12 protein-coding genes are annotated in these 15,641 nt (G+C 68.0%); 6 read left to right on the forward strand and 6 right to left on the reverse strand.

Going from position 1 to position 15,641, the window contains the following annotated elements; translation table 11 throughout:
- Window positions 1–201: 201 nt before the first annotated feature.
- The 4 genes from DIE03_RS32315 to DIE03_RS32330 are packed head-to-tail and all read right to left on the reverse strand — an operon-like array spanning window position 202 to window position 5,856.
- Window positions 202–2,196: an acetyl/propionyl/methylcrotonyl-CoA carboxylase subunit alpha gene (locus tag DIE03_RS32315; RefSeq protein WP_124456231.1), complete on the reverse strand. Its 1,995-nt coding sequence runs from the start codon at window positions 2,194–2,196 to the stop codon at window positions 202–204.
- 36 nt (window positions 2,197–2,232) lie between these two features.
- Complete coding sequence (locus DIE03_RS32320) at window positions 2,233–3,018, reverse strand: enoyl-CoA hydratase/isomerase family protein (protein ID WP_124456232.1); 786 nt, start codon at window positions 3,016–3,018, stop codon at window positions 2,233–2,235.
- A 17-nt stretch (window positions 3,019–3,035) separates the two neighbouring features.
- Window positions 3,036–4,643, reverse strand: a complete 1,608-nt coding sequence (locus DIE03_RS32325) for a carboxyl transferase domain-containing protein (RefSeq protein ID WP_124456233.1) — start codon at window positions 4,641–4,643, stop codon at window positions 3,036–3,038.
- A gap of 31 nt (window positions 4,644–4,674) precedes the next feature.
- Window positions 4,675–5,856, reverse strand: a complete 1,182-nt coding sequence (locus DIE03_RS32330) for an isovaleryl-CoA dehydrogenase (protein ID WP_069749126.1) — start codon at window positions 5,854–5,856, stop codon at window positions 4,675–4,677.
- 170 nt (window positions 5,857–6,026) lie between these two features.
- Between DIE03_RS32330 and DIE03_RS32335 the strand changes: the two genes are divergently transcribed.
- Window positions 6,027–6,773, forward strand: a complete 747-nt coding sequence (locus DIE03_RS32335) for a TetR/AcrR family transcriptional regulator (protein WP_124456234.1) — start codon at window positions 6,027–6,029, stop codon at window positions 6,771–6,773.
- 72 nt (window positions 6,774–6,845) lie between these two features.
- Here DIE03_RS32335 and DIE03_RS32340 read toward each other — a convergent pair whose 3' ends face one another.
- Entirely contained in the window at window positions 6,846–7,292 is a 447-nt protein-coding gene (locus DIE03_RS32340) for a hypothetical protein (protein ID WP_124456235.1), read from the reverse strand.
- Window positions 7,293–7,689: 397 nt separating this feature from the next.
- Between DIE03_RS32340 and DIE03_RS32345 the strand changes: the two genes are divergently transcribed.
- From DIE03_RS32345 to DIE03_RS32365, 5 genes are all read left to right on the forward strand, one after another.
- A complete protein-coding gene (locus DIE03_RS32345; RefSeq protein WP_124456236.1) occupies window positions 7,690–9,858 on the forward strand; it encodes a TonB-dependent siderophore receptor in 2,169 nt (722 codons plus the stop codon).
- A gap of 246 nt (window positions 9,859–10,104) precedes the next feature.
- Entirely contained in the window at window positions 10,105–10,896 is a 792-nt protein-coding gene (locus tag DIE03_RS32350) for a transcriptional initiation protein Tat (RefSeq protein WP_124456237.1), read from the forward strand.
- A gap of 8 nt (window positions 10,897–10,904) precedes the next feature.
- Entirely contained in the window at window positions 10,905–11,987 is a 1,083-nt protein-coding gene (locus DIE03_RS32355; RefSeq protein WP_124456238.1) for an extracellular solute-binding protein, read from the forward strand.
- A gap of 52 nt (window positions 11,988–12,039) precedes the next feature.
- Window positions 12,040–12,738 (forward strand): c-type cytochrome, encoded by a 699-nt coding sequence (locus DIE03_RS32360; RefSeq protein WP_124456239.1) that lies wholly within the window; start codon window positions 12,040–12,042, stop codon window positions 12,736–12,738.
- The gene (locus DIE03_RS32365) at window positions 12,735–13,676 is read left to right on the forward strand and encodes a c-type cytochrome (RefSeq protein ID WP_124456240.1); all 942 of its coding nucleotides are present in this window, start codon (window positions 12,735–12,737) and stop codon (window positions 13,674–13,676) included. Before DIE03_RS32360 ends, DIE03_RS32365 begins: the two co-directional genes overlap by 4 nt.
- A gap of 16 nt (window positions 13,677–13,692) precedes the next feature.
- Here DIE03_RS32365 and DIE03_RS32370 read toward each other — a convergent pair whose 3' ends face one another.
- Entirely contained in the window at window positions 13,693–15,618 is a 1,926-nt protein-coding gene (locus tag DIE03_RS32370; RefSeq protein ID WP_124456241.1) for an SMP-30/gluconolaconase/LRE-like region family protein, read from the reverse strand.
- Between the last annotated feature and the right edge of the window lie 23 nt (window positions 15,619–15,641).

Consider the following 15,641-nt stretch of genomic DNA (forward strand, 5'->3'; position numbering starts at 1 on the left):
GCGCGATGTGCGCACGAGCGGTGACATGCGGGGGCGTGGATGTGGCGGATGATGTAATGCGATCGAAAGATTCGCACTGCTTCGGCATGTCGATACGATCGAAGCCGGCCTGATTCGACAGCGGTCGCGCGGGGAATCGCGACGCGTTTTTTTGGGCCGGCAGCCAAGGCAGCCGGCCCGTTCACAGCGAGAAGGCCGCGCTCAGCCTTCCGCCATCATCAGCAACTGCGCGCCATCCGCGACCTGGTCGCCGACGCCGTACAGCACTTCCGCGACGACGCCCGCGCTCGGCGCGCCGATCGTGTGCTCCATCTTCATCGCTTCCATCACGATCAAGGGCGTGCCGGCCTCGACCTTCTGGCCCGGCTCGACCAGCACCGCGATCACCTTGCCCGGCATCGGCGCGGTCAAGCGTCCGCCGCCCTGCTCCGCATCGCCCGCATGCGCGAGCAGGTTGCGCCATTCGAACGTCTCGGCCGCGCCCTGCGTGAACACGTGGAACGTGTCGCCGTCCGCATAGACGCGGCCGCTGCTGCGCACGCCGCCGAGCGTCACGTCGAAATCGAGCGGCGTGGCGCCGCTCGTCCATGCGAACGGTTGCGCGGTTTCGCCGCCGGTCGCGATACGCACACCGGCGCCATCGTCCTCATACGTGACCGTCACGTCCGCGTCGCGATCGGCCGCATGCCATGCGAGCGTGCGGCGATAACCGCCGTTCAGCCGCCAGTCCGGCAATGCGCCCCACGGCGATGGCTCCTCAGCGGCGCCGCGTTCGCGCGCGAGCAGCGCCGCACACGCAAGCGCAAGCGTCGCGCGCGGCGGCTGTTGCGGCGCGAACAGCGCATCGTGGTTGCGCTCGATCAGCCCCGTGTCGAGATCGGCCGTCGCGAACGGTTCGCACGCGACGATCCGCTGCAGGAACGCGGCGTTCGTATGCAGGCCGACCACCTCGCATGCGCGCAGCGCGCGCAGCATCAGGCCCAGCGCTTCCGCGCGATCCGCACCGTGGACGATCAGCTTCGCGATCATCGGATCGTAGAACGGCGTGATCGCATCGCCTTCGCGCACGCCGCTGTCGACGCGCACCGGCGCGCCGATCGAGAACTCGACGCCGGCCGGCAGCCGCAGGTGCTTCAGCGTGCCCGTCGACGGCAGGAAGCCGCGCGCCGGGTTTTCCGCATAGAGGCGCGCCTCGAGCGCATGGCCCTGCACGCGCAGCTCGTCCTGCTTCAGCGGCAGCGGTTCGCCGGACGCGACGCGCAGTTGCCATTCGACGAGATCGAGCCCCGTGACCATCTCGGTGACCGGATGCTCGACCTGCAGGCGCGTGTTCATTTCCATGAAGTAGAACGCGTCGCCCGTCATGATGAATTCGACGGTGCCCGCGCCGACGTAGCCCACCGCGCGCGCGGCCGCGACGGCCGCTTCGCCCATCGCCTGGCGCACGTCGTCGTGCAGGCCCGGCGCCGGCGCTTCCTCCAGCACCTTCTGGTGACGGCGCTGCACCGAGCAGTCGCGGTCGAACAGGTACACGGTGTTGCCGTGCGTGTCGCCGAACACCTGCACTTCGACGTGGCGCGGGCGCGTCAGGTACTTCTCGATCAGCACGCGGTCGTTGCCGAAGCTGCTCGCGGCTTCGCGCTGGCACGATGCGAGCGCCGCCGGGAAATCGCCGGAGCGCTCGACCACGCGCATCCCCTTGCCGCCGCCGCCCGCGCTCGCCTTCAGCAGCACCGGATAGCCGATTTCATCGGCTTCGCGATGCAGGTTGCCGGCGTCCTGGTCGTCGCCGTGATAGCCGGGCACGAGCGGCACCGCGGCCGCATGCATCAGCGCCTTCGCGGCGGCCTTCGATCCCATCGCCGCGATCGCATCGACCGGCGGCCCGATGAACACGATGCCGGCCGCTTCGCACGCATGCGCGAAATCTTCGTTCTCCGATAGAAAGCCGTAGCCGGGATGGATCGCCTGGGCGCCGGTCGTGCGCGCGGCCTCGATGATGCGCTCGATGCGCAGGTAGCTGTCTGCCGCGGCCGAGCCGCCGATGTGCACGGCTTCGTCGCAGGCGGCCACGTGTTTCGCGTTCGCGTCCGCGTCGGAATAGACGGCGACGCTCGCGATCCCGAGACGTTTGCACGTCGCGGCGACACGGCACGCGATTTCGCCGCGGTTGGCGATCAGAATCTTGTCGAACATGGCTTCGATGTCGTCCGGAGAGTGGGGGTCACGCGATCATTCACGCCACGACGGCGTGCGCTTTTCGAGGAAGGACGCGATCCCTTCGCGCGCTTCCGCGCCGGCGCGGGTCTTCGCGATCCAGCCGGCGGTCTGCTCGATCAGCGTCGCGTCCAGCGCGCGGCCGGCCACGTCGGCGACGAGCCGCTTGCACGCCTTCACCGCGTCGGGACCGTTCGCGACGAGCGTCGCCGCCAGCTTCGCGACCGTTTCGTCGAGCGCATCGGCCGGCACCGCATCGTGGATGAAGCCGAGCGATGCGGCACGCGCGCTGTCGAACACCTCGGCCGTCGTGAAGTAGCGCCGCGCCGCGCGCTCGCCCATCGCGCGCACGACGTACGGCGCAATCGTCGCGGGAATCAACCCGAGCCGCGCTTCCGACAGGCAGAACTTCACGCCGTCGGCGGCAATCGCGATATCGGCCGCAGCCACCAGGCCCACGCCGCCCGCATACGCGTCGCCATGCACGCGCGCGATCACCGGCTTGCCGCAGCGATGGATCGCCTCGAGCATCCGCGCGAGCTTGCGCGCATCGGCACGGTTCTCGTCGTCCGAGTAACCGGCCATCTTCTTCATCCAGTTCAGGTCCGCACCCGCGCAGAACGCGGCGCCTTCCGCCGCGAGCACGATCGCGCGCACGCCTTCGTGCGCATCGAGCCATTCGAACGCGGTGGTCAGCTCGGCGATCGTCGTCTCGTTGAACGCGTTGCGCACGTCGGGGCGTGCGAGCGTGACGGTCGCCACGCGGCCGGCTTCGCTTACCTTGATCGTTTCGTATCGCATCTCGGTCCTCCCGGGCGTTACATGCGGAACACGCCGAAGCGCGTATCGTCGATCGGCGCGTTCATCGATGCGGCCAGGCCGAGGCCGAGCACGTCGCGCGTCTGCGCGGGATCGATCACGCCGTCGTCCCACAGCCGCGCGCTCGCGTAATACGGATGGCCCTGGCGCTCGTACTGGTCGCGGATCGGCTGCTTGAACGCTTCCTCTTCGTCGGTCGACCACGAACCGCCCTTCGCCTCGATGCCGTCGCGACGCACCGTCGCGAGCACCGACGCGGCCTGCTCGCCGCCCATCACCGAGATGCGCGCGTTCGGCCACATCCACAGGAACCGCGGGCCGAACGCGCGGCCGCACATCCCGTAGTTGCCGGCGCCGAACGAGCCGCCGATGATCACCGTGAACTTCGGCACCTTCGCGTTCGACACGGCCGTCACCATCTTCGCGCCGTGCCGCGCGATGCCTTCGTTTTCGTACTTGCGCCCGACCATGAAGCCCGTGATGTTCTGCAGGAACACGAGCGGGATCTTGCGCTGGCAGCACAGCTCGATGAAATGCGCGCCCTTCACGGCCGATTCCGAGAACAGGATGCCGTTGTTCGCGACGATCCCGACCGGATGGCCCCAGATGTGCGCGAAGCCCGTGACGAGCGTCGTGCCGAAGCGTGCCTTGAATTCGTCGAACTCCGAATCGTCGACGATGCGCGCGATCACCTCGCGCACGTCGAACGGCTTGCGCGTGTCGACGGGAATCACGCCGTACAGGCTCTTCGCGTCGTAGCGCGGCGGCTTCGGCTCGCGCAGCGCGACCGGCGACGCGATCTTCGGCGCGAGGTGACTGACGATGTTGCGGGCGATCGACAGCGCGTGCGCGTCGTTCTGCGCGAGATGGTCGGCCACGCCCGACAGGCGCGTGTGCACGTCGCCGCCGCCGAGATCCTCGGCGCTCACTTCCTCGCCGGTCGCGGCCTTCACGAGCGGCGGGCCGCCGAGGAAAATCGTGCCCTGGTCCTTCACGATGATCGACTCGTCGCTCATCGCCGGCACGTACGCGCCGCCGGCCGTGCACGAGCCCATCACGACGGCGATCTGTGCGATCCCCGCCGCGGACATCGTCGCCTGGTTGAAGAAGATGCGGCCGAAATGGTCGCGATCGGGAAACACGTCGTCCTGGTTCGGCAGGTTCGCGCCGCCCGAATCGACGAGGTACACGCACGGCAGCCGGTTTTCCGCGGCGATTTCCTGCGCGCGCACGTGCTTCTTCACGGTGACCGGGTAGTAGGTGCCGCCCTTGACCGTCGCGTCGTTGCACACGATCACGCATTCGCGGCCGGCGATGCGGCCGATCCCGGTGATGACGCCCGCGCCCGGCGCATCGTCGTTGTACATGCCGTTCGCCGCGAGCTGCGAGAACTCCAGGAACGGCGCGCCCGGATCGAGCAGTTGTGCGATGCGGTCGCGCGGCAGCAGCTTGCCGCGCGACAGGTGCTTGTCGCGCGCGGCCTGGCCGCCGCCCTGGGCAAGCTGTTCGATCTTCGCGCGCAGGTCGGCGACGACCGCCTCGAGCGCCGCGGCATTCGTGCGGAAGTCTTCCGAACGCGGGTTCAGTTTCGATTCGATGATCGGCATCGACGGGGCTCCGTTCGCGTGACGTGGGGCGTTACATCGTTTCCGCGAACAGCTCGCGGCCGATCAGCATCCGGCGGATCTCGCTCGTGCCGGCGCCGATCTCGTACAGCTTCGCATCGCGCCACAGCCGGCCGACCGGGTATTCGTTGATGTAGCCGTTGCCGCCGAGGATCTGGATCGCCTCGCCGGCCATCCACGTCGCCTTCTCGGCCGTGTAGAGGATCACGCCCGCGCAGTCCTTGCGCACCTGGCGGATGTGGTCGCTGCCAGCCGAGTCGAGATGGCGGCCGACCGCGTACAGGTAGGCACGGCATGCCTGGAACGTGGTGTACATGTCGGCGACCTTGCCCTGGATCAGCTGGAATTCGCCGATCGACTGGCCGAACTGCTTGCGGTCGTGGATATACGGCACCACGGCGTCGAGGCACGCGGCCATGATGCCCGTCGGGCCGCCCGACAGCACCGCGCGCTCGTAGTCGAGGCCGCTCATCAGCACCTTCACGCCGCCGTTCAGCTGGCCGAGGATGTTCTCTTCCGGCACCTCGACGTCCTGGAACACCAGCTCGCCCGTGTGCGAGCCGCGCATGCCGAGCTTGTCGAGCTTCTGCGCGACCGAGAAGCCCTTCATCCCCTTCTCGACGATGAACGCGGTGATGCCGCGCGAATTGGCTTCGATGTCGGTCTTCGCGTAGACGACGAGCGTGTCGCAATCGGGGCCGTTGGTGATCCACATCTTCGTGCCGTTCAGCACGTAGCGATCGCCGCGCTTGTCGGCGCGCAGCTTCATGCTGACGACGTCGGACCCGGCGTTCGGCTCGCTCATCGCGAGCGCGCCGATGTGTTCGCCCGACACGAGCTTCGGCAGGTATTTCTGCTTTTGCGCTTCGGTGCCGTTGCGGTGGATCTGGTTCACGCACAGGTTCGAGTGCGCGCCGTACGACAGGCCGATCGACGCCGATGCGCGCGAGATCTCCTCCATCGCGACCATGTGCGCGGTGTAGCCCATGTTCGCGCCGCCGTATTCCTCGGCGACCGTCATGCCGAGCACGCCGAGATCGCCGAACTTCTTCCACAGATCCATCGGAAACTGGTCGGTGCGGTCGACCTCCGCCGCGCGCGGCGTGATTTCCTTCGCCGCAAACGTCGCGACGGCGTCGCGCAGCATCTCGATGTCTTCACCGAGCATGAATTGCACGCCGGGCAGGTTGATCATGTCTCCTCCGTCTCCAGAAAGTGTGTCGCACTCACTGATTTCTGAGTTTCGCTCAAATCAAATGAATGCACCGATTCATTGACAAATACAGCGTAAATTTTGCACAGTTTCGCGCCTCGTCGGGTTCGGCGTCAATAGTTTTTTGAGTGCCACTCAGATATCATGCGAACATGACAGCCGCTACCGCCGACACCATGACCGACACCGTCAAAGCCGACCGCGCCGACGCGCCGCGCGCCCCCGCCGGGCGCAAGTCCCAGCAGCGCGTGCAGGACATCCTGCGCGCCGGTCGTGAAGTGTTCGCTGAAAAGGGTTACGAGCATGCGACGGCCGCCGAGATCGCGCAGCGCGTGGGCGTGTCGGAGGCGACCGTGTTCAGCTACTTCCGCGGCAAGCGCGAGCTGTGTGCACGCGTGATCGCGGACTGGTACGACGAAATCATCGCCGCGTTCGAGCACGGGATGCCGCAGGATGCGTCGGTGCAGCAGCAGTTCGCGTTCATCGTGCGCACCCACCTGCGGCTGATGCTCGTGAACGGCACGGGGCTGTGCGCGCTGGTGCTGTCGGAAGGCCGCGCGAAGCAGCATGCGCTGAGCAACGAGCTCACCGCGCTGCAGCGCCGCTACACGGCGCCGCTGATGGACGTGCTCGCGCGCGGCCAGGCAGCCGGGCAGGTGCGTGCGGACCTGCCGCTGAGCCTGCTGCGCTCGATGGTGTTCGGGCCGATCGAGCACGTGCTGTGGGATGCGATCCTCGGGCACCGCAAGCTCGATACGGAAACGACGGCCGCGCAGCTGATCGACATGCTGTGGGCCGCCGTGCAGCCGCCGGCGCCGGAACAGGCTGCGCTCGTGCGCTTCAGGAACGAAGTCGCGGAAGCCGTGCGGCGGCTGGAAGCCGAAGGCCCGCGCGCGTGACGCGCGGCGGCGGGGTTGCGCCGCTGCGATGCGGCCGCGGCAGCGTGCGGTCGCAATCGCAATCGCAGTCGATCAGTTGGCGAGACGGCAGTGCGCCAGCTTCAACCCCGGCAACACGGGCGCATCGATGTAGCCCTCGTTCACGCAGCTGAACCGGAACGCCGCCGACGTGACGAACGGCTTGATCTCCCCGCCGGGGAATTTCGGCTTCAGCGCTGCCTGGTCGTCCACGTCGAAATGCGTATCGAACTGCTCGCCGTCGGCCGTCAGCGCGCCGAAGTACGTGCCGCCCGGGTCGCCGCCCATCCGGATCACGGCGCCGACGAATACGAGGCGCTTGCCGTCGTATTTCGTCTTCGCGGCGGCCATGTCCTGCGTATAGGCCTCGATCACGGCGCCGTAGTGCGCGTCGATCGCGGGCTCGGCGTCCGACGCCGCACAAGCGGACTGGTGAATCCCTGCCAGCAGCGTGCAGGCCGCAAGCGCGGCCGCCGCGAACGGCGCGGAAATCTTTTTCATGATGGTCTCCCGTCTAGCGTGGTGGTTGAAGTGATTGAAGCCCGGCGCTCGTGCAGGCCGAATTCGCTTCCGTTGCTCTAATCGTTCGAATGGCGGAATACGGCTGCGATCACTTCATCGCCCGCATGGTCGTGCGCGGTGCGTGGCGCCGCGCGGAACGCGACGTGACAGGAAGATGACATGGTGCGGCCCCCGGCTCTCTCATTGGTTTTCACTGCGTCTGATTTTGGCCGCTACGGTAGCAGACGGCCGACGGCCCGGCAACCAATGGCCGCGCGCAGCCGGACAGGTCATTACAATTGCAAATGATTCTCATTACATATATCATGCGCCACCTGACTGCAACAAAACGCTGCGGCCCGCGACACGATCCTTAGTACTCCTCCTGCCTCGATTCATGCCATCCCGTCGAACGCCCCGCCGCGCCCGGACCCTGTGTCCGTGGCGCACGAGCCTGCCTGCCCTGATCACCCTGTGCGTCGCGAGCGGCGCGCATGCGGCCGATACCGAACCCGCCACGCCCGCCTCGACTCCCGCGACACCCGCCGGACAGGAACTCCCCGCGATCAGCGTCAACGCATCGTCGGCCGTCGAGCCGACAGTCGGCTATCAGCCGCGCACCACCGGCATCGCGGGCGGTGACGACCGTTCGCTGAAGGAGATTCCGCAATCGGTCGCAGTGGTCAGCAGCAGCGTGCTGCAGGACCAGCAGGCACGCTCGCTCGACGACGTGCTCGGCAACATCAGCGGCGTCACGCAGACGAATACGCTCGGCGGCACGCGCGACGCGTTCATCAAGCGCGGCTTCGGCTCGAACAACGACGGCTCGGTGCTCGTCGACGGCGTACGCACGCCGGTGCTGCACAGCTATCTCGCGACGATCGACCGCGTCGAAGTATTGAAGGGCCCGGCCTCGCTGCTGTACGGGATGCAGGATCCCGGCGGCGTGATCAATCTCGTCACACGCAAGCCGGAAGACACGTTCGGCGGCTCGGTCTCCGCGTCGCGCACGAGCCACGGCGGCAGCAGCGCGCAGTTCGATCTCACCGGCCCGCTCGGCAAGCGCGGCCAGGTCGCGGGCGGCACGCTCGCGTTCCGGCTGACCGGCGAATACGACACGAGCCGCTACTGGCGCAGCTTCGGCCGCGAACGCCATGCGCTGATCGCGCCCGCGCTGTCGTGGCACGACGCGAACACGTCGATCGACGTCAGCTACCAGTACGTCGACTACACGATGCCGTTCGACCGCGGCACCGTGCTCGTGAACGGCCAGCTCGACGATGCGCTGCGCTATCGCCGCTACGAGGAAGCGTGGTCGCAAAGCGGCGGCATCCAGGAAACGCTGCGCACGCGCATCGAGCACCGCGTCTCCGATGCCTGGCGCGTCCGCGCGACCTACGGTTGGGGCCGCGACCGCTACGACCAGTTCATCACTCGCGCCACCGCATTCAACAGCAGGACCGGCGCGCTGACGCGCTCGTCCGATGCGAACCTCGGACGCAACGACTCCGACCAGATCGCGACGCTCGGCCTGCTCGGCAACGTGACGCTCGCGGGGATGAACCACGCGATCTACGTCGGTGGCGAATACGAGCGGCAGCGCAGCTTCCGCGGCGACACCATCCGCGGCAAGGCGACGACGGGCTTCGATCTCTACGATCCCGTATACGGGCTGCTCGCGGCGGGCGGTACGCCGAACGCGAAGCAAAGCGATTCGCGCTCGGTCGTGCATGCTTACTCGACGATCGTGCAGGACTCGGTGAAGATCACCGATCGCCTCACCGCAGTGGGCGGGCTGCGCTGGGAAAACTGGCAGCAGGAATCGGGAATGGGGCGGCCGTTCGTATTTGCCGACCGCTCGCGCGGCAGCGTCTGGCTGCCGCAGTTCGGACTCGCGTATGCGCTCACTCCGGCACTGACCGCCTACGCGAACGTGAGCCGCTCGTTCAAGCCGAACGTCGCATCGAACGTCGCCGCACCGCTCGCGCCGGAATACGGCCGCGTGCTCGAGGCCGGGCTGAAGTTCAGCCTGAAGCCCGCGATCACCGGCACGCTCGCGGTGTACCAGATCGACAAGCGCAACGTCGCGATCACGGTCGGCGACCTCACGTCGACGATCGGCACCGCGCGCTCGCGCGGGATCGAGCTCGACGTGGCGGGGCAGATCACGCGCCACCTGAGCGTGATCGGCAGCTATGCGTATACGAACGCGACCGATCGCGACAGCAACACGCCGCTCGTCAACGTCGCGCGGCACACGGGCAGCCTGTTCGCCGTGTACGACACGGCCATCGCGAACCTGCCCGGCCGCTGGCGCTTCGGCGGCGGCGCGCGCGTGGTCGGCGCACGCGCCGGCGACACCGCGAACAGCTTCACGCTGCCCGGCTACGTGACCGTCGACGCGTTCGCGGCGTACGAAACGACGATCGGCAAGTTCCCGACGCGCTTCCAGCTCAATGTGAAGAACCTGCTCGACAAGACCTACTACCCGTCGAGCAACAACAACCTGATCGTCGCGGTCGGCGAGCCGCGGCTCGTCACGCTGACGACGACGGTGTCGTTCTGACGCACCGGCTCGGCCGAAGCCGGCAAGCAGCATTCGTCGGCCGCGCATCCCGCACCGCCGTCACGCCGCCGCACAACGCGGCGGCGCCCGCCTCCTGCGCAATCATCGTCCCCCCGAATATCTCCCATCCGATATCGCGATTTCCGGTATCGATTGCGCGCCTCTAGACTGGCTACGCGACAGTGACGCCGCGCCGCCGCACGGCAACGCGGCACGCCTCCACAAAAACGATTCCGGGAGATATCCATGTCCGACCGGCAGGCGCGCCGAGGCGCGCTCAAGACACTCGGCCTCGCGGCCGGCACCGCATTGCTCGCCGCTGCGCGTCACGCGCACGCTGCTGCCCCCGAAACCGGTGCGCTGCTGCCCGGCGGCGCCGCGCACCTCGCCGACCTCACGCGCCGCCTCGCGGCCACCCCGCGACGGCGCGACTTCAAGACGGTGCCGATGATTCTCGAACGCCCCGACCAGTGGGATCACGCGGCGCTTGCCGAAGTGATCGGCTATCGCGGCGGTCCGAAGCAGGTGTGGGACAACACCGACCTTGGCGGCCCGTGGCTGAACCTGATGCGCAATTCGCTGAACGCGCAGATCTGGTCGTACGGTCACCCGGATTTTCTCGTCGTTTCGGCCACGCACGGCAGCGCGCATCTCGCGCTGTTCGACGAGGTTGCGTGGGACAAATACGGCCTCGCAAAGCTCGCCGGCGCCGCGTTCCCGACCAACACGCTGCTCGACGCAAGGCCCGCGCAATCGAAAGGCGCGCAGGACCACGAAGCACCCGACGGCGCATTCTCGTCGCACGACAACAGCCTCGCCGCGCTGCAGCAGCGCGGCGTCGTGTTCCTGTCGTGCCACAACGCGATCTGGGAACTCGCGGAACGGCTCGACGGCGCGAACGCAAACCCCGACAAGCTGCCGCTCGACGCACTGGCGGCCGACCTGACCAACCACGTGATCCCGTCGGCAATCGTCACGCCGGGTGCAGTCGGCACGCTACCCGAGCTGCAGCAGGCCGGTTTCACGTACGCGAAATGAGACCCGTGATGACAACGATCCGCACGAAACCGCCATTGCAATCGCCTTCGCGCCGCCGCACGTATACGCTGCGGGCCGCACTGGCCGCACTGGCCGCGCTGACCGCCGGGCTGTGCGGAATGTCGGCGCTCGCGCTCGCCGCGCCTTCCACCACCGACGCAACCTTCTTTCCGCCCTGGCAGGACGGCCGCAACAACGATGCGATCCATCGCGGCCTCGAATTCACGGTGCCGCAAGTCGACGTGCTCGCCGATTTCCATGGCGACCTCACCGCGCCGAAGCTCGTCCTGTACGTCGGCGGCAACTACTTCTTCGCGATGGCGCCGCTCGTCGCGAAGTTCGAGGAAGACCATCCCGAGTACCGCGGCCGCATCTACTGGGAAACGATCCCGCCCGGCCTGCTCGTGAAGCAGATTCAGGCAGGCGGCACGATCACCGTCGGCAACATGACGTGGACGGTCAAGCCCGACGCGTATTTCGCGGGGCTCGGCAAGATCAACGGCCTGATCGCGGACGGCACGCTCGCGGGCCCGGCCGTGCCGTACGTGACGAACCAGCTGACGATCATGGTGCGCGCCGGCAATCCGAAGCGCATCGCGTCGCTGAACGATCTCGCGCGGGCCGACGTGAAGCTCGCGATGCCGAACCCCGCATTCGAAGGCGTCGCGCGGCAGATCCGCGCGTCGCTCGTGAAGGCCGGCGGCGACACGCTCGCCCGCACCGTCTATGACGACAAGGTGCACGCCGGCACGACCGAACTCACGCACATCCATCATCGGGAAACCGCGCTGTTCCTGATGCAGGGGCGCGCGGACGCGGGCGTGCTGTGGCAATCCGAAGCCGCGTTCCAGGAACAGGCCGGGCATCCGTTGATGCACGTCGACATTCCGGCCGAGCAGAATACGACGGCGATCTACGCAGGTGCGATGGCGAAGGACGCGCCGCACCCGGAAGCCGCGCGCGCATGGCTCGCGTTCATCCGGTCGCCGGAAGCGTTCCGGATCTTCGCGCGCTACGGCTTCGGCCGATATGATGCGAACCAGCCGACACCGCGCCTCGCACCGGGGCAGGACGGGCCCGCCGCAGGCTGACGGCCTCGCCGCCGCCCGGCGCGCACGCTACATACAACAAGGAGGGGGACACGTGAACGATACGGTCGAAACACGGCGCGAACCATCGCGACGCCGGTTCGCGCCGCTGCTGCTCGCCGCGGCCGCGCTGCTGGCCGGGAATGCACACGCGGAGGACGCCGCGTCCGGCAAGACAATCGCGACACAGGGCACGTCGACGGGCGTCGCCGCCTGCATCGGCTGCCACGGCGGCCAGGGCGAAGGCAACGCGGCGGCCGGCTTCCCGCGCCTCGCGGGCACGAATGCCGCGTACCTGTCCGCGCAGCTCGCCGCGTTCGCGGACGGCAGCCGCCAGAACCCGGTCATGCAGCCGCTCTCGAAACTGCTGTCGCCGCACGAGCGCGATGCAGTCTCCGCGTATTTCGCGAGCCTGCCCGCGCCGGCCGGCGTCTTCACGCCCGACGATGCATCGATCGATCCGGCGAGTACCGGCGCGTGGCTCGCGACGCGCGGGCGCTGGTCGCAGGGCCTGCCCGCGTGCGCGCAATGCCACGGCGCCGGCGGCCTCGGCGTGGGCACCGCGTTTCCGCCGCTCGCGGGCCAGCCGGCCGCGTATGTCGCCGGCCAGTTGAACGGCTGGAAACACGGCACGCGGCCGCCCGGGCCGATGGGATTGATGCCGGTGATCGCCGGCAAGCTGTCCGACGCCGACATCGACGCAGTGGCCGCCTACTATGCGCGCAGCGGCGCCGCCCAAGGAGACAAGCGATGATCGACCGCACGACGCTGATCCGCCACGCCCGCGCGACGCTGCTCGGCGCAGCCTGGTTGCCCGCGCTCGCGTGCGCGGCGACACCGCAGGACGCACCGACGGCCGCTTCCGCCGCCGCAATACCGCCCGCCGTCGCCGTGCCGGCAGCCAGGCCGTTCACGCCGCCGCCCGAATCGGCGATCCCGGCCGACGACTTCGGCAAGACCGTCAGGCTCGGCGAGCAGATCTTCCTGCACACGCCCGAGTTCGCGGGCAAGTACGTCGGCAACAAGCTGACCTGCGCGAGCTGCCACCTCGACGCCGGCCGCCGGCCCGATTCGAGCCCGATGTGGGCCGCGTACCTGCTGTATCCGGCGTACCGCGCCAAGAACGGCCACGTGAACACGTTCTCCGAACGCCTGCAGGGCTGCTTCCGGTACAGCATGAACGGCAAGGCGCCGCCGGCCGGCGACCCGATCCTCGTCGCGCTCGAGACGTATTCGTACTGGCTTGCGAAGGGCGCGCCGGTGGGCACGAAGCTGCCGGGCCAGGGATTCCCGAAATTGCCGCCGCCCGCGCAGAAGGCCGACTACGCACGCGGCGCGGCCGTCTACACGCAGCACTGCGCGCTGTGTCACGGCGCGGACGGCCAGGGCCAGTCGAGCGGCGGCAAGCCGGTGTTCCCGGCACTGTGGGGCACGCGCTCGTTCAACTGGGGCGCGGGGATGGGCGACATCCGCAACGCGGCCGGCTTCATCAAGGCCAACATGCCGCTCGGGCTCGGCGGCACGCTGACCGATCAGGAAGCGTGGGACGTCGCGACGTTCATGGACAGCCACGAACGCCCGCAGGACCCGCGCTTCACGGGCTCCGTGCAGGACACACGCGCGAAGTTCCACGATTCGCCCGACTCGATGTACGGGCGCAGCGTGAACGGCCGCGTGCTCGGCGCGCCCTGACGATCGGCCGGGCCGGTCACGGACGCCAGCGGTACACGACGATGCTCGATCCGTTGTAGTTGTCCTTCGTGATCACGTACTCGCCGGTCGAGCGCAGGTAGGCCCGCACGCCGTACATCGAGTCGACGTCGTTGCCGACGTCCATCGCCGACGTGTTCGAGTTCGTCAGCGTCGTGACGAGCGCACCGGTGTTCAGGTCGAACACGTCGATGTTCGGCACCGTGTGCACGTAGCCGACGAACAGGTAGTGACCGGCCGCCGCGATCGATTTCGGGTTCGCGCTCGTCAGGTTGATCACCGGGTTCGGCGCGCTCGTGTTGCCGTTCTTCCAGCCGTGATAGACCTCGATGTGCCCGTTCATCGCCGTCCAGTCCCAATTGCCCGCGAGACCCTGCGCGAGAATCATCGTGTCGCTGTCGGCCTGGTAGATGATGCGCGTGACGGGCGCGACGCCGGTCGGCACGGGCGTCGTCGTCGGCTTGCCCCACGACGGCTTGCCGGTCGCGTCGAAGCCCGTCATCGGGTAGCGCGCGATCACGTTCGATCCGTTCAGCCCGGCCCACACGTCGCCGTTGCCGTCGATGTCGAAACCGGCCGTGACCTGCAGCGTCGTGTTGAACGGCTTGCCCGGCAGAGACCCGGCCGGGATCGCGATGTAGCCGCTCGCGGCGTTGAAGTAATAGAAGTTGAAGTTGCCCGGGTTCTGGCCCGACGCGACGAGGATCCGGTTGCCGCCGACGTTCACGAGCTGGCCGAAATGCTGGCCGCGCTGATAGTCGTTCATGTCGAGGCGCGGGTCCTTCGGATAGGTGAACGGGTCGACCGTGTTCGCGACGAACGTGCCGCCCGCCGAGCCCGTATACACGTTGTTGCCGCTGTAGAACAACGTACCGTCCGTGACCGGATCGGGCGCGGCGATCCCCTCGAAGTTCAGCGCCTGCAGCTTCCACTGCAGCGCGCCCGTCGGGCTGTACGAATGGAGGTCGGTGCTGCCGTTGCGGCCGAGATCCCAGCCGCCGCCCCACGCGTTGTTCAGCACGTACAGGTTGCCGGCCGAATCCTTGCCGAGCGCGGCGACGCGCGTGAAGCGCTTGTCGCCGACCTGCCCCTTGATGCCCGTCGTCGTGTCGAGATAGCCGCCCTGCACACCGAACGTGCCGACCTGGACCGGCAGGCCGAGCAGCCCGCTGTAGACCTTGATGTTCATGTCGGGCCCTTCGTCGCCCACCATCAGCCGGCCCAGCGACGCATCGAAGTACAGCGACGCCGGCCGTGCGCCGGCCGCCATCTGGATCGTGCTCATCGCGGCGCCGGTCGCGCTGAACTGCGCGACGACGCCCGCGCTCTTGCGCGCGACCCACAGGTTGCCGGCCGCATCGAGCGCCAGCGCGCCCGGTCCCGATACGCCGATGTCGCGCTGCCATACGCCATCGGTCGTATAGACGCGCACGCGGTTGCCGTAGAAGTCGCTCACGTACAGCAGGTTGCCGCCTGTCGCGAGGCCCGTGATCACGTCCGCGTACTGGATGCCCGTCCACGTGCTGACCGGGATGCGCAGGTCGCGCTGGTTCGAGCTTCGGTTGTAGCGGCCCACCGAGCCGCTGCCGAACGTGCGGTTGTAGCCGAGCGCGACGAACAGCGACGTCGAATTGCCGGTGATCGCCCCGCCCTGGAATTCGTCGTGGATGCCGATCGTGCCGAGCGGCTGGCCGTTCTGGTAGATCGCGACGCCGCCCGCGTTCTCGTCCCAGCGCGACGCCGTGTAGATCACGCCCTCGGGCGCGACCCACATCGAGCGCGCGCCGTTGCCGACGTGCGAGACCAGCGTGCCGTACGTGTTCGCGAGCCAGTCCGTCGAGTACTGCACCTGTGCGTGACTCGCCGGCGCCAGCATCGCCATGCACATTCCCAGCAACGCCGCGCGAATTTGTTTCATTGACATGAATAATGCTCCCAGACGATCAA

The organism is Burkholderia sp. Bp8992 (assembly GCF_003853705.1).
GTDB lineage: Bacteria > Pseudomonadota > Gammaproteobacteria > Burkholderiales > Burkholderiaceae > Burkholderia.